Raw genomic sequence first — 21,868 nt, 5'->3', positions numbered from 1 at the left:
TAGAAATGAAACGCCCGCCATCAGCGGCGGGCCGTCGTGCGTGAGGCTTGGGTCAATCTGTCAAGGAAGGCATCGGCCTCGCTCTCATCCACCCCGTTCAGCGTGACCTGCTGGCCGGCGATGTTGAGATCCACCGCCACGCGGCGTTGAGCCTGCACCGACTGGGTGAGCTGGCTGGTACGGTTCTGGGCGTCACGGTTGTTCTCGCGCTGGGTGGCCTCAGCCTCCTGCACGTTTCGTTGACGCTCAGCCTCATCTGCCAAAGCCTGCTGCTTCTCCTGCTCAGACTGGGCGCGGATATCCTCAAGGCGCAGATCATGGGCGCGTTCCGCGAGCCGCAGCGACTCCTGCGCCGCGCTGATGGTCTGAGCATCGCCCAATGCCCGGGCGGCGTTGAGCGCCTCCTGAAGCTCGGTCTGTTGCTGCTGATACCGCAGCGCCTCGACCTGGGCGCTATCGCCCTGCAGGCTGGCGAGCTCCGAGCGCAGACTGGCCAAGGTGTCACTCACGCTGTCTGACAGCGACTCGACCTGGCTGCGCACCGACTGAATCGAGCTTTCGAGGCCGGAAAGATCTGACTCATCGAGCAGGTCGAAGCGGCTTGAGAGATCGTCCATGTCCTGTGAGAGTGCGCTGGCTGGCGCCCGCCCTGCCTCGATCTGATCGGTCAGCGATTCCACGGCGATCTTCTGCTCGAGGAAGGCGATCTCGGTCTGACGTGACGTGGTGGCGAGGTCCGTCATCCAGGCTGTGAAGCCGGTGGAGTCGAGACGGGTGGCGAGGTTGTCGCGAAGATCACCGATTTCATGGTCCAGGTCGGCAATGCGGTCCTGCATGCCCTTGATACCCTCGGCCTGGGTATCGATGCCCCAGTCAGTCGCGAAGGCCTGATAGGCGGCGTCACTGAGTGAACGCATCTGCTCTTCTGTCTCGTGCAGGGCATTGCTCATCAGCTGGGCAATGGTCTGGGCACTGCGCGTGACAGAGGCCTCCACCGTCTTGGCCGTGTCGGCAGAGGCCTGCTGCGCCTTGTCTACCGTGTCCCGGGCTGCCTTGGCCGTGGCTTCCTGCGCCTCGATCCACTGCGCCTTGAGCGTGCGAGCCCCGGTCACGCCTTCCTTGACCAGCCCATCGAGAACCGCGCCGAAAGCCTTGATGCCCTCGTCAGAGCTGATCTGCTCCTTGGCACCGACATAGGCTCGGCTCAGCTCCATGGCGGACAGCTCGCCGGTAGAGGCGATCTTGGTGAAGGCATCAATGGCCGAGCGTTCCGCCTCGGTGATACCGGTGCGAATCTCCTCCAGGGTGGTGCCCATGTCCTTGGCCAGGCGGGCACCAGCAGACTTCCACTTGGTCGCGAGAGCATTCGCACCGGTCACGCCGTCATCCACCAGCCCATCGACCTGATCCTTGAGGGCGGCGATCCCCTTGTCAGACTTGATCTTGTCCTGCGCCTTCTCGAAGGCCGTCGCCAGCTGCGCCGCACTCAATTCACCACTGGCCGCCAGCGCGGCAAAGGCATCAAGGGCTTCCTGCTCGCTGTCTGCAATACCACTGGACAGCTCGCCCAGCGAGGTGCCGAGAGAAGTGGCGGCGTTTTCCAATGCCTTCTGGCGTTTGGCGGCCGCATCCGCTGCCTGCTTGGCGGCCTTCTCTTCCTCCTCGGCCTGCTTCTTGGCGGCAATGGCCGCAGCCTCAGAGGCAGCGGCCTGCTTGGCAGCAGACTTGGCGGCTTTCTGCGCGGCTGAATCGCTGTTGTCAAAGGCGTTGAAGGCATCCTTGGCAGCGGCAGCAGCTTGCTGGGCATAACGCACTGCATCCGCGTTCAAGTCATTCAAGGTGGCACGGGCAGCCACGGCCCGCGCCTTGGCCTGCGCCACCTGTGCCTCGGATGCCAGCCCCACCATCTCCAGCGCCCTGACAGAGGTAGCCGTCAACTCCAGCACCCAGGTGGAAGCTGCTGCGACCGCAGCGACCAGCCCTGCGACAACAGATTGCACACCACGGAAGACCGCAGTGAGGGAGTTGCCGAGGAATTGCCCGGTATCAATAATCGACTGCATGGCACCGCCAATCTGATCGCGATGCTCTATGAAGCTCCGCGCCCACTCACCGCCGGTGCGAATCACACCCCCGATGGCCGTGGCGAGGTCGTCCAGCAGCCCGGGGTTTTCCGCCAGAGCCTTCTCGAAGTCAGCGGACACCTGATTGACCGCCGGTGACAGCTCGCCCATCAGGCGATTGCTCAACCCTTGTAGCCGGCCTTGCAGGCGGGTGATGGCGGCATCGGTCGCTTGCAGATTGGCGATCTGCTCGGGGGACATGATCAGCCCCACCTCGCTGGCCTCTTCCATCAGCGCTCGGAGTTCAGCGGCATTATTGGCAAGCAGTGGCTGCAGGCGTGTGGCATCGTCTGCCAGCGATTCCAGCAGGTTGACCTGAGCTGCCTGGGGCAGATCCTTCATGGCATCGGCCAGGCGCAACATCATCTCGTCTGGCGCCAGCTCGATCAGCTCCTCGGCCTTGATGCCCAGAGCATCGAGGGCGTCCTGCGCCTCACCGCCGCCGTTCTGGTAGGCGTCACCGATCTTGTCGGCAGTGTCCTTGAAGATATTGCCGGTCTTGTCGGCATCGATACCGGCACGCTGAAAGGCGTACTGATAGCCCTGCAGCGCCTGAGTGGAGATACCCAGCGAGCGCGACGTGATATCCAGCTGCTGGGCCATCTCGGCCTGCTGAGCGGTGTAGCGCGTGGCCCAGCCGACGGCCAGCCCTGCCCCTGCCACCGTGGCGGCGGCAGCACCGGCAGCCCACTGTTTGAGTGAGGCACCCGCTTTCTTGAAGCGGCTTTCGCTGCGCTCGGCTGCCTCACCGGATTCGCGGGCGGCCGCGGCGGTCTCACGCAAGCCGGATGCCAGCGAGGTCACGTCGTCTTCCAGCGCACGGGATTGGCGGGCCAGGCGCTGTTCTTCATCGGACAGGTTGTCGATGTCCACACCCGCGGCGTGGGCATCCTGCTGCAGGCGCGTGAGCTTCTGGGCCTGAGCCTCATGACCGGCGGTCGCCTTGTCGGCTGCCGCGCGGGCTTTGTTGAGGGCCTTTTCCTGCTGCTTCAGTTCGCGCTCGACCGGCTTGAGCTCGGCAGTCAGCTGGGCCGCACTGGCGCTGGCGCTCTGCCATTCCTCCTTGGCCTCATCCGTCGCTTCACGCTGCTGCTGCAGCTCATCACGCAGACTGCTGAGGCTTTGTGCCTGGGCATCGTAGGCATCCTTCGCCTGCTCCACGGCACCACTGGCCCGCGACAATGCCTGGCGCTGCTCGTCGGTGGCGTTGGCGCTCCGGCCGATCTCGGACTTGAGGTCACGCACGCGCTGTGCGGCATCACGCCATGCCTGACGGGCGGCAGTGGTGGCGGTCTGGGCGCCCTTGTAGCTGGTTTGCAGCTGGGTCAGCGTCTGAGTCTGGGCGACATGCGCCGCCTTGGCGTCGTCCGCCTCTTGAGCAGCCCGCTGTGTCGCCAGCCGCAGCGAGTCCGCACCATTGGCGGAATTCTCATACGCGGCCTGCAAGCCGTCAGCCTTGTCCACGGCTTCGCGCATGGCAGTCCCGGCGTCATCCACGACCGCCGCGACCTTGTTGATCTGGGTGACCAGCTTCTGTTGCTGGCCGATGGCCGACATTTCTTCAGAGAGGCGCTCGACCTCGGCTGAGGCCTCGCTGCTATCCTGCCCGAGATTGTCCAGCTCGCTCATCAGCTTGCCGATGTCTTGCAGCCCATCGACCGCGGCCTGAATGCGCAGCTGAATGTCACTCTGATTGGCCATCGTGTCGTGCTCCGGACATGAAAAAGCCCGCCAGATGGCGGGCTAGGTGGTGCAACTCACAGCAGGCAGGCTCAGACCTTGCCCGCCTTCTTCAGTCGATCCAGCTGGCGCACCTCGAGGGTGAGGGAGTCGCCGGCGGCATACTCCTTACCGCCGTGGCGGTGCGCCTTCCTGAGCTTGACGCTCACCGAGTCGGTGGGCTTTGCCTCAGTGCCGGGCTTGGCCTCAGTGCCAGTCTTGCCCGTAGCAGTCTTGTCGGTCATGACTCGCTCCCGTTAGCTGTACATGGTGGCGGTGTAGGCGGCGCCCTTGCCGGGCGGCACCACCAGCGAGCCGGACAGCTGCCCGGTGATGAACTCGGTGCCCATCAGCTCGGTGGCCTGATCCGCCGACAACACGGCACGGAAGATCTCGACCCGGGTACGCTTGCCGGTGGCGAGGTTGATGCCATCCACCAAGATGTAACGCGGCTTGGAGATCTCGGTGTCCCCCATCACGCGATGGCCGGTGACCGCCTCGGTATCGTAATCCACGGTGACATCACCTGCCGCGGCAGCGGTACGCGCCTTGATGAGGCCGGCACTCAGGTTGATGTCGCAGTCAGCAGTGACATCGGTAGCGTCCTTGGTGACTACGACACTGCCCGCGGCCAGCGAGGAATGCGGCAGCGCCGCCCAGGCCCCTTCCGTCAGGGTCAGCGCCTCGCCGGTCACGCTGTCAGCTTCGGCATCCGCCAGCTCTGCCGTGCCGCCAAGCGTCTCCGCCAGCATGGCGGCCGGCATGGAATCGAACTGGATGGTGACACTGGCCGAGTCACTGGGCAGGTTGACGGCATCCAGCGCCTGGCCGTAGTTGTCCTTCTGGAAGGAAGGGCGAGAAATGCGGTTCACGCTGGTCGGCGTGATGCTCAGGGACGGCACGTTCATCGGGCCATTCAGGGCGCCGAACTTGCCGTTGGCATCCACCTCGGCCATGAAGATGTCGCCAGACATGATCAGGCCTGTGTCTTTGAAGTCAGCCATGAGTTACCTCGTGCGGGTGTAGGTGATGGTCACGGGCAGATAGATGGGAAGAATGCGGCTGCCCAGCTCCGCATCATCCAGTTCGGCTTCACCAGTCGTGATGGTGACCGCCAGCCCATCGAGCAGCACCTGGCTCTCCGGATAGATGGCGTTGTAAAGATCATTGAGCAGCGCATCCTGACCGGCACGCCCATGGGTCTTGAGGTCGAGATAGGCCTCGATCTGAAGGCTGATCGATTCCTTGCGCGTCCCCCGCCCGGCGCGGGCGTCCACGTTGCTGGCCAGACGACGGACATGCAGCAGTGGCAGCGGGGTCTCCGAGCGCAGGTTGATCTGGATGGCCTCGGTCTCGATATGCGCGATGTCGGTGGCATGGCCATTGGCCGTCGAGATGGCCGCCAGTTGTGCCACGAAGGCATCGATCACGCGGGTGATGGGCGTCATGTGGCTCTCTCCTTGGCCAGGCGAGCGAGGAAGCGTTGCTGGAGGTCGAAGGCGATCTGGTTGCGCAGCTCGCCATTCACCTGATGATTCCAATGGTTCTTGAGGGTCCAGCCGTTGGCCCGGGTGAGGCGGCGCTGACTGCCCTTGCGGTAGCGCACCAGCGGTGTCTTGCTGCCGCCCTTGGGATTGACGAAGCCGTAGACCCGCATGCGCTGGCCGCCCTTGCGAATCCAGATACTGGCGCGGGTGCCAGTGCCATCCTCCACCTCGGTGCGGTACTGCCAGGACTTGAATGGCACCGGTGAGCGGCTGAGCGTGAGGCTGGCGCTTGGCTGGTCCTTGCTGGCCTTCTCGACCGTGATGCGCGAGCGCACCGCCGTCGGCCTGACCTTGCCATCGGCGCTGATGTCATCGATGAGCTGCTTGCGGGTCGCGGATGCCTGCTCATTGATGGCCGAGGTCATCGCGCGGCGGGTGGCCGCGGGTAGCGCCTTGAACTCCGCCAGGCTTTCGGTCAATCCCTCTATGGCCACGCCCTTGGGCAGCCGTGAGTTCTTGCCACGCTTGCGAGGCATACGGCCTCCTGTCAGCGAGGAATGGTGAACAGCTGCACGCTGATGCCGTCATCGCTGCCTTCCACGATGCCTTCGATCTCGAGCGCCAGGCCGGCGATGTGAATCCTGTCGCCGGGCTCTGGCCACGGCCAGCGCAGCTCCGGTTGCAGTATCTCGACCACGTTGCGGGCCTCATTGGCCTGGCCGATGAAGACGTTCTGGCGGTGCAGCCATGCCTGAATGGGATAGGCCTCACCCCTCATCGGCTCATACTCGGCCACCACGCCTTGCAGGCGACGCGCGGCAATCTCGACCATGCTGCGTGCCGGGTCGAGGGATTCGATGATGAACAGCACCCCATCGCGGCGGCGGATGATCTGGCCTGCTGCCAACTCATCGCGGGGCCGCATGCGCACCAGCGTGGAAGATGGGGCGCGGATGCCCGCCTGCTCTTCTCGCCCGGCACTCTTGGGCTCCACGAATTCGGCCCAGACCTCACGCAAGGTGGGCCAGCTGGGCGGGTGCCCGGTACGACCACCCAGCAGGGTGACGCGATGACGAAGCTGTCCGGCGCGCATAGTCACCTCATGCGAAGTGGTAATGGGTGTAGTGATCGACCAGGGCGCCCACGGCCATGGGTACCTCTGAGGTGATGGTGCCGATGACCACGGCTTCACGGGTCTCGTACCAGTGGCCGATCAGCAGCAGCATCGCGGTGGTGATGTCGTCATCGATGACCAGCGCGTGCTCATCCCCTTCTGCCGGGATGGCGTCGTGGGTTTCATACAGCGTGCGCCCCGTGCGTCCTTCAATGACGCGACGGGCCGCATTGGAATAGGTCTCGAGGAGCTGATCGTCCTCGGAGAAGTCCGGCTCCAGCCGGACGTGCAACTTGATTATGTCCAGCTCGAGCATGGGCATGCCTCATGGGGTTGGCCCCAACAGGCAAGGGCCGCACGATGGCGGCCCTTGTGTCAGGTAGTGGGTGAGAATCAGGCTGCCTTGCCGGTCAGCGCCTTGATGGCGGCAGTGTCCTGCAGCACGCAATCGAAGCGATGGAAGGCGAGGAAGGCCGTCTGGTCGAACTCGGCATAGCGCTCGACCAGGCGCTTGAGCGTCATGTAGTTGATGCGACGAATCACGAACTGCTGAAAGTCACCGGCGAACATGAATTTCTTGCTCGCGGCCATGTCCTCGAAGCCCTGATCAATGAAGTAGGACTGACCGAGTACCGTGGACGGTGCCAGGCCCGCGACGGCCGGCAGCCACAGTGGGCGCCCCTGGCCATCTTCCATCTCGGTGATCTTCTGCAGGGTGTTGTCGTTGAAGCCCAGACGGAAGTTCGCGGCACGACGGTACGCCGGATCAATGCTGTGGATCAGCTTGGTGATGTCCTTCCAGTTCAGGCTGGCCGCAGCGGCTGCCGCCACGGTGCCAGTGACCGAGGTGGCGAGGCCTTTGGGCTGCTGGGGAGTGCCGGCACCGGTACCGCTCACCAGGTACTTGGCTTCGGCGCGACCGATACGGGAGCCGATGCGCGAGGCCAGGAAGCCCTCGATGTCAAAGGCCGAGTCCTGCAGCAGCTCATTGGAGACACGGATGACCTTGGAGCTCAGCTTCTTGGCGCCGAGGTTCTGGATGCCGAACTCGACATCCTTTTCACTGGCAGCGGTGTTCTCGCCCAGCAGCTCGCCCTCTTCCCCGGTACCGTCAGACACCGGCCATTCGATGGTGGCGCCATCGGAGGTATTCAGGATCTGGGCGACCGAGGCCAGCCCGCCATAGTCCTGCATGGACTCATAAATGCGGTTGAGCATGGTGGTCGGGACGGTGTAGCCGCCCTTGTCATTCTCGCCCGCTGCCTGAGCTCGCATCTCACGCATGATCGCGCGCTGCTCTTTGCTCATGTTGCCCATGCCTTCACGCACGAAGGCATCGAAGGCCGCGGCACGCTGCTCATCCACGCTCGGGCCCTGGGACTGCCCAGCTTCCGGCGTCTGAGACTGGCCGCGCAGCTCCTCTTCGTTGTCACGCACGAAACGCTGGTCCGCATCGCGCAGGGCTTCTTCGCGATCGATCTTGTCCTGCAGGCCATCCAGCTCGCTCTTCATGGACTGCCACTGGCTGCGCTGCTCATCCTTCCATTCGGTGTCGCCGGCATCTTCATGCATCTTGCGCATGTCCTTGGCGATGACCGCGTACTTCTGCTTCAGTTCAGAGAGTTTCATGTAGCCTCCACGGGCTCAGGCATTGATGAGTTCAAGGAAGCGCTCGCGGGCGCGGCGCTGATTGACGGCACGCTGCGTGATCTCTCGGAGTTCATCGCAGCGAGCTTGGAGCGACCGCTTGGCGGCGCCCGCATCGGGGTAAGCCGGATAGGTCACAGGGGACACATCCAGCAGGCGGCTGAATCGGTGGATGGTGCGCACGATGACGCCGTGCTCGTCCTCGCCCCACTCGTCACCATCGGGGGCGACTCGGAAGGCGAAGCTGGAGCCGGTGATGTCGCCCCGTGCCAGCGGCGCCATGACCAGATCACGCACCGACTGGGTGTCGGGTGGGTCGATCTCATAGCGCAGGCCCTCTTCATCCACGGACAGCGATAGCGTGTTGCTGAGGGTGCGGCCGAGCACGAAGTTGGGGTCATGGTTGAACAGGGCACGCACGTCATCGCCCAGCACGTTGTCAAACGCGCCGGGGGCGATCTGCTCCTTGAACATGCCCATGATCATTTCGCTGCGCTTGTTGAAGACGGCGCCGTGGCCAATGATCCGCAACGGCTGGCCGTCTCCACCCGCTTCGGCGCGGACCTCGCACGTCAGGGCGCGCTTTTCTGTCTCACTCATGATGTGGAGTCCTCGGGCGAGGGTGACTGGCCCAGCTGACTGGCTGGGGTGGCGTTGACGCTGATCAGCATCTCGCTGAGGCCATCGCGTGGGTTCATGTCTTCCAGGGCGCGGACTTCGTTGCGATCCATCCAGCCATCGGTGATGGCCTTGTGATAGAACTCGGCACGCTCCGTGGGGGTGCCGCGCAGCAGCCCGGCGAGGTTGAACTTGGCGTAGTAGCCAGCCCGACGCTCGGTGGGCGTGAAGATGGCGCGGTTGATCTCCTGCTCCCAGTTGATGACCCAGGGCATCATCGTGTGCCGCACGAACTGGATGGCCTGCTCGGAGATGTTCGAGAAGGTGGCCTTGTCCAGGTCGTTGATCATGTGCGCTGGCACGTTGAAGATGCCGGCCACCTCGGAGCGGTTGAGCTTGCGCGTCTCGAGGAACTGGGCGTCCTCCGGCGCGATGGTGATCGACTTGTAATCCAGCTGTGCGGGGAGCATCAGCGTCTTGTTCTCGGACTGGCGCAGACTGGCCACGGCCTTGGCCCAGGTCTCCTTGAGGCGATTCCAGCTGTCAGCGTTCAAGCTGTCCTTGACGGTGACAAGCCCGGTCGGGCGCCCGCCTCCCTCGAAGAAATCCTTGCCGTAGCGCTGGGCCGCCAGCCCGAGGCCAATGGTCTCGGCGTGCTGGCGCACCACGCTGACGCCGGTGCGATCGTGCGAGCCGAGTGCACGAACGTGGATCATGTCCTCGGTCGCGACGGCGCGTGAGCCATCCTCATCGGTGACGGCATATAGCCAGCGGTTGCCGCGCTTCACCGGGCTGCAGTTCCACGGGCAATGGCGTTGCAGGGAGACGGCATTGCCCCGCGCATCCCGAACCACCTCGGTGTAGCCATTGCCCCAGCCGAGCACGTGGGACTGGGCCGTCTCGCGCCACTTGTAGCTGGTCTGCCAGTCGTTGGGCTCGTCATGCAGCAGCTGATACGCGGGGTGGTCCGTGGCGGCGGTGATGACGCCGTTCTGCTTGCGCATGACGTGCAGCGGCAATTGCGCCAGCGAGGATGACAGCACGTAGATGCAGGCGTAGACCGCGCCAAGCGTCATGGCGCTCTGCTGGTTGACCGTGATGCTGGAGTCGCCATGCAGATAGTCCGCCAGCGTCTGACCGGTGAGCGGTGTTGCCGGGTTCTCGACCGAGCGGGTGGAGAACAGTTGATCGAGAATCATGAGGCCCCCTTGCGCATGGCGCGTGCGCCGAGCAGTGCCAACACCAGTAGCAGGCTGCCACTGACCATCAGCGCGTCCGCGAGGCCGAATCGCAGGTACAGGCCGCCCGTCAGGCTGGCGAAGCCGGCCAGCCCGAGGGTGTCGAACAGTAGGTTTCGCATGTCACATGACCAGGAAGTCGTCGTCTGAGAGGGAGTCGAGAAGGCTGAGTGGCTCGACATCGAGGGTGATGGCACGCCCCAACGCCATGAGCAGCGCGATGATGCCGTCGATCTTGTTGTCGGCGGCTTCCTTGCGCGGGTAGATGTTCTCTTTGGCGTCGGCCTTGGCGACCACATTGCTGGCCATCCAGGTGAGCAGCGGGTCAGCCGGGTGCGTGAAGCGACCGCCAGTGACGGCGGCCTCCATCTCGCGCATGGCGGGGCTCATGTTCTGGACCGTGTTGCGGTACTCGATGACCGGCGCGCCTTCCTGCATCAGCTGATGTGCGAGCTGGGTAGCCCGCCAGGGATCGTAGGCGACTTCCTGCACATCGAAGCGACTGGAGAGATCGAGGATGTCTTGCCGGATGACCTCGAAGTCGAGCTCCTCGCCATCAGTGATGATCAGGTGGCCGGAGTTGACCCAGCCCTCATAGGCAGCGCGGTTGCTGCTGGCGCGCTCGATTGCGCCTTCCGGCAGGTAGCTGCGCACGAAGGCACGCCACTCGACCTTGGCGTCTTCGCGCACCTTGCGGAAGATCAGGCCGATGGCGGCGATGTCGGTCTTGCTGGCAAGGTCAACGCCCAGCCAGCAGGGCTCGCCCTCCATCTGGTCCAGCGACATCGAGTCATCGCCGGCCGCCAGCCAGGTGGCCATGTTCAGCCAGGCGCTGCGTGCCGAGACCCAGACATCAAGGTGCTTGGTCAGAAAGGAGTTCTGGCGGCTGGGGTACTGGATGGCGTCGCGCTGCGCCTTGAGCAGGAATTCCTCGCTGACGCTGACACCGAAGTTGGGGTTGGCCTTGCGCAGCACGTCCGGTGACTGCCAGTCGTCGCCCTCATCGATTGTGTAGATCAGCGCGAAGAGTTCAGGGTTATCAACTACACCCTCGAGCATCTGCTGTGCTTGCCGGCGCTTGTCGTAGCAAGGGCCAGCGAGGTTGAAGCCGGCAGTGGTGATGATGAACATCAGCGGCTGATCGCGGGCACCCATGCCGGTCAGCATGGTCTCGTAGAGGCTGGGCGATTGGTGCTCGTGGAACTCATCGACAATGGCGCAGCTGGGGCTCGAGCCGTCGCCCGGGTCACCGATCATCGGTTCCAGGCGGGAGCCGTCACCGGGGATGCTGATGTTCTTGGCCATCACCTCAATGCCGGCGGCGCTGATCAGGGCCGGTGATTTCTGCAGCATCAGCTTGGCCGGGCGGAAGACCTCCCAGGCCTGCTTCTCTGTGGTGGCACCACAGTAGACCTCGGCGCCGTATTCCCCATCGGCGGCCAGCATGTAGGTGGCCACGCCCGCGGCGATCACTGACTTGCCGTTCTTGCGCGGTACCTCGATATAGGCCTCGCGGTAACGCCGCTGCCCACTGCGCTTGCTCATCCAGCCGAACAGCACACTGAAGATGAAGAGCTGCCAGGGTTCGAGCGTGATCAGCTTGCGCTCGCGTGCCCACTTGCCCTTGGTGTGAGGCAGCAGCTGGATGAAGGCGCATGCCCGCTCGGCGGCGTCACGATCGAACCGGTAGGGAAAGGCGCGCATCTTGGCCGCCTTCTGTTCATCGACATGACGCTGGCAGGCAAGGCGGACCCACTTGCAAGCGGGTATCCGGCCAGCCACCACATCCCGAGCGTACTTGTTCGCAGCATTGACGTTGGGATAGCTGGCCATTGAGTGTCATCGCTTGTTGCCACCCAGCAGCTCGGCGAAGGGATTGGCGGCATCCTTGGACCCGGGCACGGCAAGGCGTGCTCGGCTGGACGGGTCGAGACCGAGTGCGCTGCCGAAGGTCGTCATCTGGCGTGCTGCCTCATTCTTCGCGGTCAGAGCTGGGTTCTTGATGGGGGCACCGGTGGCAGGGCTTTCCAGCACCAGGCCGCATTGCTGGATCTCGACCACAGCCTGCCGCCAGGTGGCGTAGGCATCGCAGTAGGCCTCGAGCTGATGCAGGTCGGAGCGCGTCAGGATCTTGGAGCCGACCAACCAGGGCGCGAGCTTGTCCCAGGCATCGCGGCCGATCTCGCACAGCCAGTCGGGTGCCGGTGGGGCTTCATCGAGCGCATCGCCCTCGGGCTCGTCATGGTTGATGGCACGCTTGCCGGCGTTGCCCTGCACCGCCTTCAAGTGGCTTGGTTTGGGCTTGCGACCTCGTGTCATCTGAGAATCCTTCGCGCTAGGCTGATTTTTCAATTTCGCGGGTGTGAGAAAGAAACGTAACGGAACGGTGGCCGCCCCCAAAGGTGGTAGAGATTGCACCCCCTCCCCCCTCTCAGGGCCTGCCTCAGTCGCCTGATCTGGCCGCCAGTGCCTCGCTTGCCGTCTTGGCCTGATGGCAGGCCTTGCAGATCGCTTCGAGGTTGTCAGCGGCGTCTGTGCCGCCCTGAGCCTTACCCACAATGTGATCAACTTCAGTAGCTGGCGTGATGCGGTTCATGCGCTCGCATGGCTGGCAGAGGTAGCGATCACGCTTGAGAATCGCGTTTCGCAGTCGCCGCCATGGCCGACCACCTCGGCCTTGCCCACCTCGCTTACTCTTGCCCCAGTTGATAGCGCGATCGGCATGCGCCTCGCAGTACCCGTGAGAGGCAGTTGTCTTGCCACCACACATGGGTGCCTTGCAGGGTCGCGGTGGTTTGATAGGCACACAAAGCCCTCAACATGTAAGTCGATAGTCAAATTTATTATTATTGATGCAACTAATTTAGTGCACCAAAAATGACATGATGTATCTACAGGAGAAGAAAGACCGAGATGACGGCTCCTAGCAGCATCCGCGTGGTCATCAGAGGCAACCAATGGGGCGTGAAGCGAGAGGGAAAAACGCAGTGTATCAGGTGCTTTACAACACAATACGATGCGATTGATTACGCCCGCGGCCTCGCGGCCCGACTGGGAACCAAGCTCGTGATTGAAGCGAGAGGCGGAAACATTGTTGATAAACACTCATCATTACTACAGTAAGAACTACACATATAGCGAACACGGCTTTCGATCACAGGAGCCTCTTATGATGATCGAGATGTATTTCTATCAATGCTCTGATGGCTGGGCAGTGCGTCGTGAGTACGAAGACATCCCTCACAAGACGTTCAAGAGTGAAGACGAAGCCCGCGAGTACGCTAAGACTCTCAGTCACATCAAAGGCTACAAGCTCTTCGTCATCCGCGACGGGGGGGACGGGCGAGATCGTGTGATCTGACTAAATCATTCATTCCCCACGTCTTCTGGTCCATCGGCCAGGCGCTCGAGGATCGAGGCCGTCGCCGTGCGGTCATCATTGAAGCGCCGGCGCTGGGACTCATAGTCGGCCAGCAGGCTGAGCAGATCACGGTTGGATGTCACTGGCCGGTCAGGGGCGGGCAGTGGATTGAGCAGGTAGCTCGGCACCTCAAATGTGCACTGCCACTCAGTAGGCATCACCACTGGCTTGCTCTCGAAGGCGCTGCAGCCACTCAGCAGCAGCGTCAGGCACAGGCCGATCAGCCCAATCCCCAGTCGGCGCATCGTCTCTCTCCATCCGGCGTGCAGCTGCCCGGGCAGCCATGATTGAACGGTCATCTTGGGCGCGACTGGCCTCACGGGCTTCCAATGCGACGGACAATCGCTTCATCTGATTGCCGTAGTGCAACGCCATCATCTCGAGCCCGCGGTTGACTGCCTTCTCAGTGGATAGCTCAGCCTTGAGGTCATTGGTGTACTGCTCGGCCTTGGTCGCCTCATAGGTCTTCATCGCCCCCCAGCCCAGCACCACAGCCATCAGGATGACCTCGACCTTCACACCTGATATCAGCTTACGGCCCCATGCCCACGCGGTCCTGATTAGTGCAGCCATCGTCCCAGCACCTTATCGAAGATGGCGTCAGACTTGGCACGCAGCCACTCGACACCGAGGAAAGCGATCGCAGCCCCGATGGCTACGGCCATGTCCTGATCCAAACCGCCCCAGTCCAGCAGCGGCTTGAGCGCCAGTGTCAGGCCGCCCACCAGGGTCGCCTCGAGCACTGACTTGTAGAAGCGGCCGCCGGAGTGCAGACCGCGCAGCAGCGCGATCACGAAGGACAGCCCTGCTGCATAAAGGTTGGCTTGATACGGCTGCAGCCACTCCAACAGCATCTGCCATGTCGATGGATCGCGGTGTGGCATATCGGCGGGCTCGTGGTCGTCATCATGCATATGGCCTCCTGAGTCGGTAGGCCCTGCGTAGTTCGTCGTTATCGTTATGCGATGTGGCCCCCAGCACGCACGTACACGCCCAGCAGCTCATCGGTATCAAGCTCACGCTGCCCGTACCCTGCCCCGGGCAAGCTCGCCCAGATGCGCCGGCAAGCGTGTATGGCCTCAGCGATGCGCCCGTCATACACCAGCCCCAATACCCGACACTGACGGATTAGCTGTTTTGCAGCCTCATCCTGCGAGGCCGGCGAGAAGTCCGGCAGGTGGAAGCGGTTGGCCAGGTCATCCCAGGTACGCACGAGGAACTGATAACGGCCGGCAGCGGTCGAGTGAATACCGAGGTTCGGGAGCCACATCGACTGCCGAGGGTGATCATCGAAATCATAGAAGGTCTTGCCACCCACCAGCACGTCATAGCCCTCGATTGAGCTGAAACGCGGCGTGCCCTCGGCATAAGCGATGGTGTCGAGGAAGGCGGCAAGGTTGCTAGCATCGTCAGCCGTAAGATCAATAGACGTGTCAAAGCCCACCAACTCGATTTCATCGAACCAGTGAAGAGGAAGAGAAGCTGCCATGATAATCACCACGAATAAATTAAAAAATCCTGCACTGGGCAGGATTTTTTAATTTATTCAGGAATAGGCTTGACGTGATTCTTGGAACTGCAATATGTCTTGATCAATCCTAAACTCAGTATAAGCAGATTTAGCAAGCGTATGGTTCAAGCCAAGTCTATTATATTCGAAAACCACTTGCTGAAATGTCAAACTTTCTCTAGACATCGTTTCGTATATTGCACCACCTAGTAAGGATAGCTCTCCAGCTCGACCTCGCTCAATGAGTTCCTTGGTCAATTTTGTCATTTCAAGACACCTCGATCACAGTTTGTAAGCGAAATGTAACTCGCGACACTTTCGGTTACAAACCCGAGAATCAACGATCTCCTTACGCTTGCCTCATCTCAAAAACTCAATACCGATCATACGAGTAGCTGGGTCTGATCTTCCTGGAGAAGCGCCCATGAGCCAGTGCTTCCTTGGCCAGCCTCGCGTCCAAGCCCACATACCAAAACTCCTCAACCACCTGCTCCAGCCCCATCCCTATGTCGTCACAGAGTATGCACATAGCTTTTCCTAGCGCGCTAAAATCACCCTTCTGGGCCTCATTTATTACCGTAGGGTTGATCGTATCGTTTTGCATAGCAATGCCCTCCATTAATCAATGCCGAAAGTATAGAGCATGTTAACGTCAAGCCAGCAAACGATAATAAAACGAAAAAGTTGTGCGATATTGAGACAAAAGCTAACCACGAGCGCTATTTTCTTGTTGCCCCCGCGTACCTTGAAATACACGAGGGGAGATTAGCTTCTCAAGTAACATCTGCACTCTCTGGCTTTTTTCAAGCAACTAAGAAAATGGTCTTCATTACATGCGCGCAGTGCAATTTTTCGCGTCAATCCCATATGCTCATAACGTTGCACTAACTCATCAAGGGTAAGCTGATGGATAGAGGCCTCACGATTCAATAAAGATCCTAAAGCTGCTAATTCACCTGCCCCGGCTTTCTCGATAAGCGTCGGATCTAGCTCATTCATAAACACTCAAAATTTTTTTTGGGATGAGCTAGAACATAGACTGAATCATATGATGAAAGGAAACATTAGAATAAACGGTGATCCAGAGACGCAAGAATCACACAATAACTGAATCGTACTCTCTCGCGGCCACTTTTTCAACATATGGTAGTCAGGCAGCCATTTCGGCCTGATAAAGCACCATATGCAGTAGAGAATCACGACCACGCGCCGCTGCTTTCCGAAGCGAAGTAGATGACTTGAACGGCGTCACCTTCACCACCCCGGGCACCCAGCCCAACCGTGCCAGTATCGCTACCTGAGCCGCCACGGCCTGCGATTGGGTCATCATGCGCGGCGACTGGCAATGCTGCACCGGCGGAATGGCATAGGCCGCCAGCAGTACCGCCATGCGCTGTCGATCGCTCAATCGTGACAGCAACGCCGCCGCCATCGTCCGCCACTGGCTTTCCTGCTGATAACGCTCTGCCGCCTTGCCGACGTGATCCACCAGCCCTGTGCATTCGCCACGCCCTTCTCCCATGCCACCCACCGATGACACCTGATGCCACCCGGCATTCTGATGGCGCAACCCGGTGCGATACTCGATCTCTTCCTCGAGCAGCTCATCCAGAGCATGTGCCAACGCCTGCTGACGCCTCACGCCCTCCGGCAGCTTAGCGATCAGGCGAAAAGTCTCCGCCAGCCCCATATCCTCGATCCGCTGCATGTCCCCTCCTGCTCCGTGAGCCTTATGCCGTTGCCTTGCGCCACTCACTGCCATGCGGCATAACTTCTGGCTCACCGGCCACTACCGTCTCGGGCCAGCTCGCATAGGCCACCAGCACCGCCTTGGCCTCATCCACGCCCCTGGCCAGTACCGCCAGATAGCCATTGCCCTCCATCTTCTCCAGCCACTCACGCTGAGACTTCGCCAGGGCGGCATCGTGAGGGGGCGCAGCTTTGAACTCGATGTAGAGCCCGTGATGCCCACCGCGGGCTGTGGCCACCACCAGGTCACTCACTCCAGCCCGCACGCCTTGCATCTTGAGGTCTGCCGCTGTCTTCTTGTTGCGCTTCCCGCCATTGGGGACGTGGTAGACCACACCGCCCAGCAACTGCCCTACCTGCATGCCGTTCTGCTGCTGAGCGTACAACCAGCGAATCAGCACCTTCTGCTCCAACCCTTCACGATCGATGCGTGGCGCCGACTTGCGGGCTTTACCGGCGGTACGGTTTGGCGACTTGTGGGCCTCCACCTTGGCGGAAGGATGTGTTGCCCAGCTCATTCAGGTCTCCTTTGCGCCGACTGCCAACGTCGGAAGTTGGCGATGATTCGTGGCAGCATCTGGCCAGATCGCTTGCCCTTGTCCATATCGGCAAAAGTCGTGACGCCGCATGCCTTGCAAAGGAAATCCACACCATCCTCATATTGATGAGTCCCATCCGGAATGGTGTTCTCATTAAGTTTGTAGCGGTAGCGCTTGGCATGATCGAGAAATAGCAGAAAGTCCTCCGTAGCCAGCAACATTTCCGCCATCTGAGCGTACTTGCCGCCTGAATACCCCATCACCCTGTTCCTCTTATCCGAGCACCCTTGGCGTTGTAGTGTGGCCTACCCAGAACAATGCAGCGTTTGCACGTACCCAGGCACGCCGCCAGCTGATCAACGGCTACACGCCTTCCGCAGGCAAAGCAGCGACGCAGGGCTGAACGATTCGGCCGCCTGAAGCTGCCTGCGGGGCGATAGCTCACTGCAGAGCCTCCAGCATGTCAGACTGGGACTTGCCTCGAGCAAGATGCAGCAAGCGATACTCATGGGCCGCACTCCCCCCACGGCGGCGACTCTCCACTCTTACCCCATGATGGCGACGCAGATCTCGCAGGCGGGCGCTGATAGCTGCCTCACTATCCAACCGATCGAAGCGCTTGCGGATCTCGGCGGCCAGCTCATGCAGCATCAGCCATGAGCGCGATTCGCTAAGCGCCAGATAAGTTCGCCCCAGCTGACTTGCGGGGTTATCCAACGCCGCACGTCGTGGCCGTGGGGTTCTGCCAATGTTGGCACCGGTAGTGGTTGTGAGTGCTTGATGTTCATGGTTATCCATGCGCTAACCCTCCCCGCATCATCTTCAGTGCCTGGGCAGGTGTAATGCCTGCCAGTTCATCCGCTGCCTTACGGGCCTTCTCCTCCCCCACCATGGCGGCACGTTCTGCCGGTGACAGCTGGCCGTCATGTCCAATCGCCGCTTGCGGCTTGAGGTCATCACCCCGGGCGTATCGCTCCACCACCTGCTGGTAGTACACCCGGAAAGCGCGCTCGTGCTTGTCCATGCGCTGATAACTGGCAGACGCCATGCCGTGAAGGTCCATGTGCTCGCCCGCGGCGGCGATGGCCTCATGCGGGTACGGCTTGCCGGTGAAGGCGTGGTCCTGCAATGCCTGCCAGGCGGTATCGAAGTCCGGCAGGCCCAGACCCTCAGGTGTCATCTGGCATAGCTCGGCGAACTGCATGGCGCTGTCAGGCGGGAAGGCGTTACCACGCTGTTGGAGTGACTTGGCCGTGCGGGCTTTCTCGGCCTGCAAGCCACAGCGCAGGTGCTGGCCGCTCAGGTGGCTCAGGGCCGCCAGCCACTCGCCTTCCACGTCACAGCTCACCCACTGGCCATTCTCTTCAGTTCCCCAGCCCATCTCACGGCAGCGGCGGTGCCAATGGGCGCCATGCAACTGGGCCAAGCGATCGAACAGCGCATCCACCGCCTTCTGACTCACCCGTGGCAGGTCATCACAACCACTCGCCATCGATGACGTCGTCGGACGGCGGCTGGCCTTCGGCTTGTTCACGGCGGCGCTCAATGAGTGCACGCCCTTCAGCGGCTGAGAGTTTCGAGTTACGGATTGGACCAGTTGAGCGACGGCTTCCATGGGTGCCTCCAGCGTTGCGAGCATTGTGGTTCGATGAAGTGTTGGCGTTCTGGCTCATGCGGGCCTGACGGGCCGCTTCTCGCTTGCGGTTCTCACTCACCCAGCCCGCGAACTTGGCGCACCAGGTATGATGCGAATGCCTCCGTCCGGGCTGATCCGCGAAGTGCGCGGTGAAGTCCGCCAGCTCGCCCTGATCCCATGTCAGCGATGGATCACCCCGGCGCAGGGTCTCCGCCTGCCAGTGGGTATCGTCCGGTCGCCAGTCCAGCGTCATCGGCACCTGACGGGCACCGGCAGTCACTTGCGACTGGCCGTTGTCTGCCTGCTGGGCGGCATTGGCGAAGATGAGATGCTCGGCTTGGCCAGGTGCGGTGGCAGGCTCGACAGGCGCCTCTTCCTCATCGCTACCGGCCATCAGCGCCTCGAGCTCTTCCGGTGACGGCTCATCGGCGGCTTGCGGTTGCTGCTGGTCATCGCCCATGGCAAGGCGGTAGAAGTTCGAGGTCTGGCGTCCAGAGGGTGTCTTGCGGGCCACAACCGTCATGACCCCTTGCTCGACCAGCGCCTCAATCGCGCGCTGCACCGTGCGCATCGAACAGGCCATCTCATCCGCCAGGCGACGAACGGACGGCCAGCACACGCCCTGCTCGTTCGCGTAATCGGCCATCAACAACAGCAACAGACGCGGGCCCGCCTTGATCGACTCAGGCATCTCGGGCATCACCTCACGCGCCCAACTCATCGCATGCAGGCTCATGCCTCACCTCCCGCCAACTTCAAGTGACGTGCCGCACGCGCCCGGTGCCACTTCTTGCCGCCCAGCTCATCGCCCTTGTCACCTCGGCGGGCAGCGAGAATGGCATTGCACTTGTGCCAAGTGGCATAGGCTTCATGGTACTCACGGGCCCGCACCGGCTGCTCATGGCGGATATCTTCTCGCTGAGCAACATGACGACTCGCGCGAGCCATCTCGGCTTCAATACGTGCCGTGCTCATGCTTGCCGTTATCGTCATGCCGTTACCTCGTCACCCTTGGCAGCCATCCCCAGCGACAAGCGCTCATAGCGTCCTGCCTCACTCATGTGGTGGTCGATCGACAGGGATCGGCGGGCATCTTCCTTGGCCGTCTCCCCCTGCCCCTTGCCACACTCCAGCAGGGCCACCACAGCCAGGTGGTGCTGCATGCTCATGCGCAAATCGATCACGCCACCCACCCGCTCACGCTTCTCGATGGCCACCGCCAGTCGATAGGTCTCGGCCTTGAGGGACTCACAACTCCAACCGCGATAGCTGGTCAACATCTGCCTGGCTTCACTCGTCTTGATCGTCATGCCATACTTCCTTGGCGTATTTGAGATGCCCCGTCATGGTTTGGTCGCCGGCGGGGCTTCTTTGCATCTAACGTTTCGTTATTTGCCAACCACTTTCAGCGGCTTGCGCATCGCCTGTAGCTGCCCCATCAGGGTGCTCATCTGCTGCTCGATAGCCTTATGCTGCGCTTCCAGCTGCGCCGCCTCTTTGTCATCTATCTCGCCATCCGCAATCGCCGCCTGAATCAGCGCCGCCATCGCGCCCTGGCCCTGCTGTGCATTCAGTACCGATGCGAACACGTCCCCACGACTCACCTCGCCTTGCACATAACGCGGCACCGCCACCATCCCCAAGTAATCGAGGAACGGTGCGATCAAACGCATCTGGTGCTCGCGATCCACGTTCCAGAAGATCCCCACCACATCGATCAGACGCATCGGCATGGGATCGTCCTCGGCCACCCGACGGTAAAGCGACTTCACTGACATACCGATATCGCTTGCCAGCACCTTTGGGCAGCACTCGAAAACCACGTCATGCACCGCATCCAGATAGGTATCCATGTCACGCTCGGGGGCTGTATGGCTGTCCATGGTGAATCTCTCCGTGTTCGTTCCGTTTAAGCCGATATGGGCGGCGGGCTATGCTGTGGATGTCAGGCGGTGTTCTTGTTGGCGGTCCGTAAGCCTTGGGCCAGCGGCGGGCATAGCTTCTCAGCCTTGAACTTGCCCATCGTCAATCGCTCTGCACGGAGTGCTAAAACTGGAGACATCCCATGCTTTCCGCGAACCCATCCAGAAACTGTGCCCTGGTAGACCCCAAGCGCATCAGCAGCCTTGGCCTGAGTCCCAAAGTGATCGACCAAACGCTCGAATATGTTTTTCATCATGCCGCTCCATACGGGAATACCCGTAATCATAAATACGGGGATGCCCATTTGCAAGAGTATGGGCGCGCCCATGATAATTACCCCATGGAATTCAAAGATCGCCTCAAGGCCGCCCGAAAATACGCCAAGCTCACCCAAGTGCAGCTTGCTGAGCGCGTGGGCATAGATCAGACCAGCGTTTCCGACCTTGAACGGGGCAAGTCCCGCAAGACTGGGTATGCGGCTGAAATTGCTCATGTACTTGGCGTGAGTGCGAGATGGCTCACGACTGGCGAAGGCGAGATGCTTGAGCCAGGGACTGCCCCCCGTAGCGATGCCAGCGAGCTGGTGCTTCATGAAACTGAGGTCGTGGACGGTGATGAGCCTCTCAGAGATGACGAGGTAGAGATCCCGTATTTCCGCGAGGTAGAGATGGCGGCAGGCGATGGTCGCACTCAAGTCATCGAGAACCACGGCGCTTACATGCGCTTCAGCCTGCCGCGCTTGATGAAGGCCGGAGTAGATCCATCGCTTGCTGCATGCGCCACCGTTTCTGGCGACTCGATGGAGCCGGTGATCGTGGATGGCTCACCGATCGGCATCGACAAGGGATGCCGACAGATTCTGGACGGGAAGGTCTACGCGCTGGACCATTGCGGCATGCTGCGTGTAAAGCGCCTATACCGATTACCCCCGGGGCGTATGCGCGTGGTCAGTGATAACCACATAGAGTACCCGGAAGAGATCTACACTCTGGGTGATCCGGATGCCCCGAAGATCATCGGCCGTGTCTTCTGGTGGGAAACCTTTGCCTAAGAAATCCTCGCACGCACGCGTAACCAGAGAGAGTGGTTCTAATAGGTAGGTTCTAGGTACGACACTGGTGTCCCCCTCCCCCCGACACTGGTG

The 21,868-nt window shown here is 61.4% G+C and carries 33 protein-coding genes; 3 read left to right on the top strand and 30 right to left on the bottom strand.

Annotated features, from left to right (window positions below; genetic code table 11):
* Nucleotides 1-20 precede the first annotated feature (20 nt).
* From AOG28_RS15455 to AOG28_RS18840, 14 genes are all read right to left on the bottom strand, one after another.
* On the bottom strand, nucleotides 21-3,824 hold the full coding sequence (locus AOG28_RS15455; RefSeq protein ID WP_054557060.1) for a hypothetical protein: 3,804 nt from the start codon (nucleotides 3,822-3,824) through the stop codon (nucleotides 21-23).
* Between the two features lie 71 nt (nucleotides 3,825-3,895).
* Complete coding sequence (locus tag AOG28_RS15450; RefSeq protein ID WP_054557059.1) at nucleotides 3,896-4,087, bottom strand: DUF7210 family protein; 192 nt, start codon at nucleotides 4,085-4,087, stop codon at nucleotides 3,896-3,898.
* 12 nt (nucleotides 4,088-4,099) lie between these two features.
* Nucleotides 4,100-4,846 (bottom strand): hypothetical protein, encoded by a 747-nt coding sequence (locus tag AOG28_RS15445; protein ID WP_054557058.1) that lies wholly within the window; start codon nucleotides 4,844-4,846, stop codon nucleotides 4,100-4,102.
* 3 nt (nucleotides 4,847-4,849) lie between these two features.
* Nucleotides 4,850-5,290 (bottom strand): hypothetical protein, encoded by a 441-nt coding sequence (locus AOG28_RS15440; protein WP_054557057.1) that lies wholly within the window; start codon nucleotides 5,288-5,290, stop codon nucleotides 4,850-4,852.
* Entirely contained in the window at nucleotides 5,287-5,865 is a 579-nt protein-coding gene (locus tag AOG28_RS15435) for a hypothetical protein (protein WP_054557056.1), read from the bottom strand. The genes AOG28_RS15440 and AOG28_RS15435 overlap by 4 nt, the downstream gene beginning before the upstream one ends.
* Before the next feature lie 11 nt (nucleotides 5,866-5,876).
* Complete coding sequence (locus tag AOG28_RS15430) at nucleotides 5,877-6,422, bottom strand: phage head completion protein (RefSeq protein WP_054557055.1); 546 nt, start codon at nucleotides 6,420-6,422, stop codon at nucleotides 5,877-5,879.
* Nucleotides 6,423-6,429: 7 nt separating this feature from the next.
* Entirely contained in the window at nucleotides 6,430-6,759 is a 330-nt protein-coding gene (locus AOG28_RS15425) for a head-tail connector protein (protein ID WP_054557054.1), read from the bottom strand.
* 77 nt (nucleotides 6,760-6,836) lie between these two features.
* A complete protein-coding gene (locus tag AOG28_RS15420; RefSeq protein ID WP_054557053.1) occupies nucleotides 6,837-8,072 on the bottom strand; it encodes a phage major capsid protein in 1,236 nt (411 codons plus the stop codon).
* Nucleotides 8,073-8,087: 15 nt separating this feature from the next.
* The gene (locus AOG28_RS15415; RefSeq protein ID WP_054557052.1) at nucleotides 8,088-8,690 is read right to left on the bottom strand and encodes an HK97 family phage prohead protease; all 603 of its coding nucleotides are present in this window, start codon (nucleotides 8,688-8,690) and stop codon (nucleotides 8,088-8,090) included.
* Nucleotides 8,687-9,907 carry a phage portal protein gene (locus AOG28_RS15410; RefSeq protein WP_054557051.1) on the bottom strand — a complete coding sequence of 407 codons (1,221 nt, stop codon included), beginning with the start codon at nucleotides 9,905-9,907 and terminating at the stop codon, nucleotides 8,687-8,689. The genes AOG28_RS15415 and AOG28_RS15410 overlap by 4 nt, the downstream gene beginning before the upstream one ends.
* The gene (locus AOG28_RS18555) at nucleotides 9,904-10,068 is read right to left on the bottom strand and encodes a hypothetical protein (RefSeq protein WP_166019415.1); all 165 of its coding nucleotides are present in this window, start codon (nucleotides 10,066-10,068) and stop codon (nucleotides 9,904-9,906) included. The genes AOG28_RS15410 and AOG28_RS18555 overlap by 4 nt, the downstream gene beginning before the upstream one ends.
* Nucleotide 10,069: 1 nt before the next feature.
* Nucleotides 10,070-11,779: a terminase large subunit gene (locus AOG28_RS15405; RefSeq protein WP_054557050.1), complete on the bottom strand. Its 1,710-nt coding sequence runs from the start codon at nucleotides 11,777-11,779 to the stop codon at nucleotides 10,070-10,072.
* Nucleotides 11,780-11,785: 6 nt separating this feature from the next.
* On the bottom strand, nucleotides 11,786-12,265 hold the full coding sequence (locus AOG28_RS15400; RefSeq protein ID WP_054557049.1) for a phage terminase small subunit P27 family: 480 nt from the start codon (nucleotides 12,263-12,265) through the stop codon (nucleotides 11,786-11,788).
* A 124-nt stretch (nucleotides 12,266-12,389) separates the two neighbouring features.
* Nucleotides 12,390-12,716: an HNH endonuclease gene (locus tag AOG28_RS18840; protein WP_268750739.1), complete on the bottom strand. Its 327-nt coding sequence runs from the start codon at nucleotides 12,714-12,716 to the stop codon at nucleotides 12,390-12,392.
* Between the two features lie 143 nt (nucleotides 12,717-12,859).
* On the opposite strand from AOG28_RS18840, the gene AOG28_RS18945 reads away from it, so the two are divergent.
* Both AOG28_RS18945 and AOG28_RS15390 read left to right on the top strand, forming a co-directional pair.
* Entirely contained in the window at nucleotides 12,860-13,069 is a 210-nt protein-coding gene (locus AOG28_RS18945) for a DUF2188 domain-containing protein (RefSeq protein WP_082388876.1), read from the top strand.
* Between the two features lie 46 nt (nucleotides 13,070-13,115).
* Nucleotides 13,116-13,307, top strand: coding sequence for a DUF2188 domain-containing protein (locus tag AOG28_RS15390; RefSeq protein ID WP_054557047.1), 192 nt, complete (start codon nucleotides 13,116-13,118; stop codon nucleotides 13,305-13,307).
* A 5-nt stretch (nucleotides 13,308-13,312) separates the two neighbouring features.
* Here AOG28_RS15390 and AOG28_RS18460 read toward each other — a convergent pair whose 3' ends face one another.
* The 16 genes from AOG28_RS18460 to AOG28_RS15325 all read right to left on the bottom strand — a co-directional run bounded on the left by AOG28_RS18460 (nucleotide 13,313) and on the right by AOG28_RS15325 (nucleotide 20,977).
* A complete protein-coding gene (locus AOG28_RS18460; protein WP_160317888.1) occupies nucleotides 13,313-13,450 on the bottom strand; it encodes a hypothetical protein in 138 nt (45 codons plus the stop codon).
* Nucleotides 13,451-13,514: 64 nt separating this feature from the next.
* Nucleotides 13,515-13,940, bottom strand: a complete 426-nt coding sequence (locus tag AOG28_RS15385) for a hypothetical protein (RefSeq protein ID WP_054557046.1) — start codon at nucleotides 13,938-13,940, stop codon at nucleotides 13,515-13,517.
* The gene (locus AOG28_RS15380) at nucleotides 13,928-14,281 is read right to left on the bottom strand and encodes a phage holin, lambda family (RefSeq protein ID WP_054557045.1); all 354 of its coding nucleotides are present in this window, start codon (nucleotides 14,279-14,281) and stop codon (nucleotides 13,928-13,930) included. Before AOG28_RS15380 ends, AOG28_RS15385 begins: the two co-directional genes overlap by 13 nt.
* A 44-nt stretch (nucleotides 14,282-14,325) precedes the next feature.
* Nucleotides 14,326-14,856, bottom strand: a complete 531-nt coding sequence (locus AOG28_RS15375) for a glycoside hydrolase family 24 protein (RefSeq protein WP_054557044.1) — start codon at nucleotides 14,854-14,856, stop codon at nucleotides 14,326-14,328.
* A 57-nt stretch (nucleotides 14,857-14,913) separates the two neighbouring features.
* On the bottom strand, nucleotides 14,914-15,144 hold the full coding sequence (locus tag AOG28_RS18305) for a hypothetical protein (protein ID WP_152965448.1): 231 nt from the start codon (nucleotides 15,142-15,144) through the stop codon (nucleotides 14,914-14,916).
* Nucleotides 15,145-15,250: 106 nt separating this feature from the next.
* Nucleotides 15,251-15,481 (bottom strand): hypothetical protein, encoded by a 231-nt coding sequence (locus AOG28_RS15370; protein WP_054557043.1) that lies wholly within the window; start codon nucleotides 15,479-15,481, stop codon nucleotides 15,251-15,253.
* Between the two features lie 546 nt (nucleotides 15,482-16,027).
* Nucleotides 16,028-16,585 carry a hypothetical protein gene (locus tag AOG28_RS15365; RefSeq protein WP_054557042.1) on the bottom strand — a complete coding sequence of 186 codons (558 nt, stop codon included), beginning with the start codon at nucleotides 16,583-16,585 and terminating at the stop codon, nucleotides 16,028-16,030.
* A gap of 22 nt (nucleotides 16,586-16,607) precedes the next feature.
* Nucleotides 16,608-17,144 carry a VRR-NUC domain-containing protein gene (locus tag AOG28_RS15360; protein ID WP_082388874.1) on the bottom strand — a complete coding sequence of 179 codons (537 nt, stop codon included), beginning with the start codon at nucleotides 17,142-17,144 and terminating at the stop codon, nucleotides 16,608-16,610.
* Nucleotides 17,141-17,425 (bottom strand): hypothetical protein, encoded by a 285-nt coding sequence (locus AOG28_RS15355; protein WP_054557041.1) that lies wholly within the window; start codon nucleotides 17,423-17,425, stop codon nucleotides 17,141-17,143. Before AOG28_RS15355 ends, AOG28_RS15360 begins: the two co-directional genes overlap by 4 nt.
* 181 nt (nucleotides 17,426-17,606) lie before the next feature.
* The gene (locus tag AOG28_RS18300; RefSeq protein ID WP_152965447.1) at nucleotides 17,607-17,882 is read right to left on the bottom strand and encodes a hypothetical protein; all 276 of its coding nucleotides are present in this window, start codon (nucleotides 17,880-17,882) and stop codon (nucleotides 17,607-17,609) included.
* Nucleotides 17,883-17,955: 73 nt separating this feature from the next.
* Nucleotides 17,956-18,699, bottom strand: coding sequence for a replication protein P (locus tag AOG28_RS15350; RefSeq protein ID WP_152965446.1), 744 nt, complete (start codon nucleotides 18,697-18,699; stop codon nucleotides 17,956-17,958).
* Nucleotides 18,641-19,537, bottom strand: a complete 897-nt coding sequence (locus AOG28_RS15345) for a DnaT-like ssDNA-binding domain-containing protein (protein ID WP_054557039.1) — start codon at nucleotides 19,535-19,537, stop codon at nucleotides 18,641-18,643. The genes AOG28_RS15350 and AOG28_RS15345 overlap by 59 nt, the downstream gene beginning before the upstream one ends.
* Nucleotides 19,534-19,794 (bottom strand): hypothetical protein, encoded by a 261-nt coding sequence (locus tag AOG28_RS15340; protein WP_152965445.1) that lies wholly within the window; start codon nucleotides 19,792-19,794, stop codon nucleotides 19,534-19,536. The genes AOG28_RS15345 and AOG28_RS15340 overlap by 4 nt, the downstream gene beginning before the upstream one ends.
* The gene (locus tag AOG28_RS15335; protein WP_054557037.1) at nucleotides 19,791-20,111 is read right to left on the bottom strand and encodes a hypothetical protein; all 321 of its coding nucleotides are present in this window, start codon (nucleotides 20,109-20,111) and stop codon (nucleotides 19,791-19,793) included. Before AOG28_RS15335 ends, AOG28_RS15340 begins: the two co-directional genes overlap by 4 nt.
* 78 nt (nucleotides 20,112-20,189) lie before the next feature.
* Complete coding sequence (locus tag AOG28_RS15330; RefSeq protein WP_152965444.1) at nucleotides 20,190-20,654, bottom strand: phage regulatory CII family protein; 465 nt, start codon at nucleotides 20,652-20,654, stop codon at nucleotides 20,190-20,192.
* A 92-nt stretch (nucleotides 20,655-20,746) separates the two neighbouring features.
* A complete protein-coding gene (locus AOG28_RS15325; RefSeq protein WP_054557097.1) occupies nucleotides 20,747-20,977 on the bottom strand; it encodes a Cro/CI family transcriptional regulator in 231 nt (76 codons plus the stop codon).
* On the opposite strand from AOG28_RS15325, the gene AOG28_RS15320 reads away from it, so the two are divergent.
* A complete protein-coding gene (locus tag AOG28_RS15320) occupies nucleotides 20,867-21,775 on the top strand; it encodes an XRE family transcriptional regulator (protein WP_152965443.1) in 909 nt (302 codons plus the stop codon). The genes AOG28_RS15325 and AOG28_RS15320 overlap by 111 nt on opposite strands.
* Nucleotides 21,776-21,868: the final 93 nt, after the last annotated feature.

Source organism: Cobetia sp. UCD-24C (assembly GCF_001306765.1).
GTDB lineage: Bacteria > Pseudomonadota > Gammaproteobacteria > Pseudomonadales > Halomonadaceae > Cobetia > Cobetia amphilecti.
The sequence above is the reverse complement of the archived record's forward strand: the minus strand, read 5'-3'. Positions and strand labels throughout refer to the sequence as shown.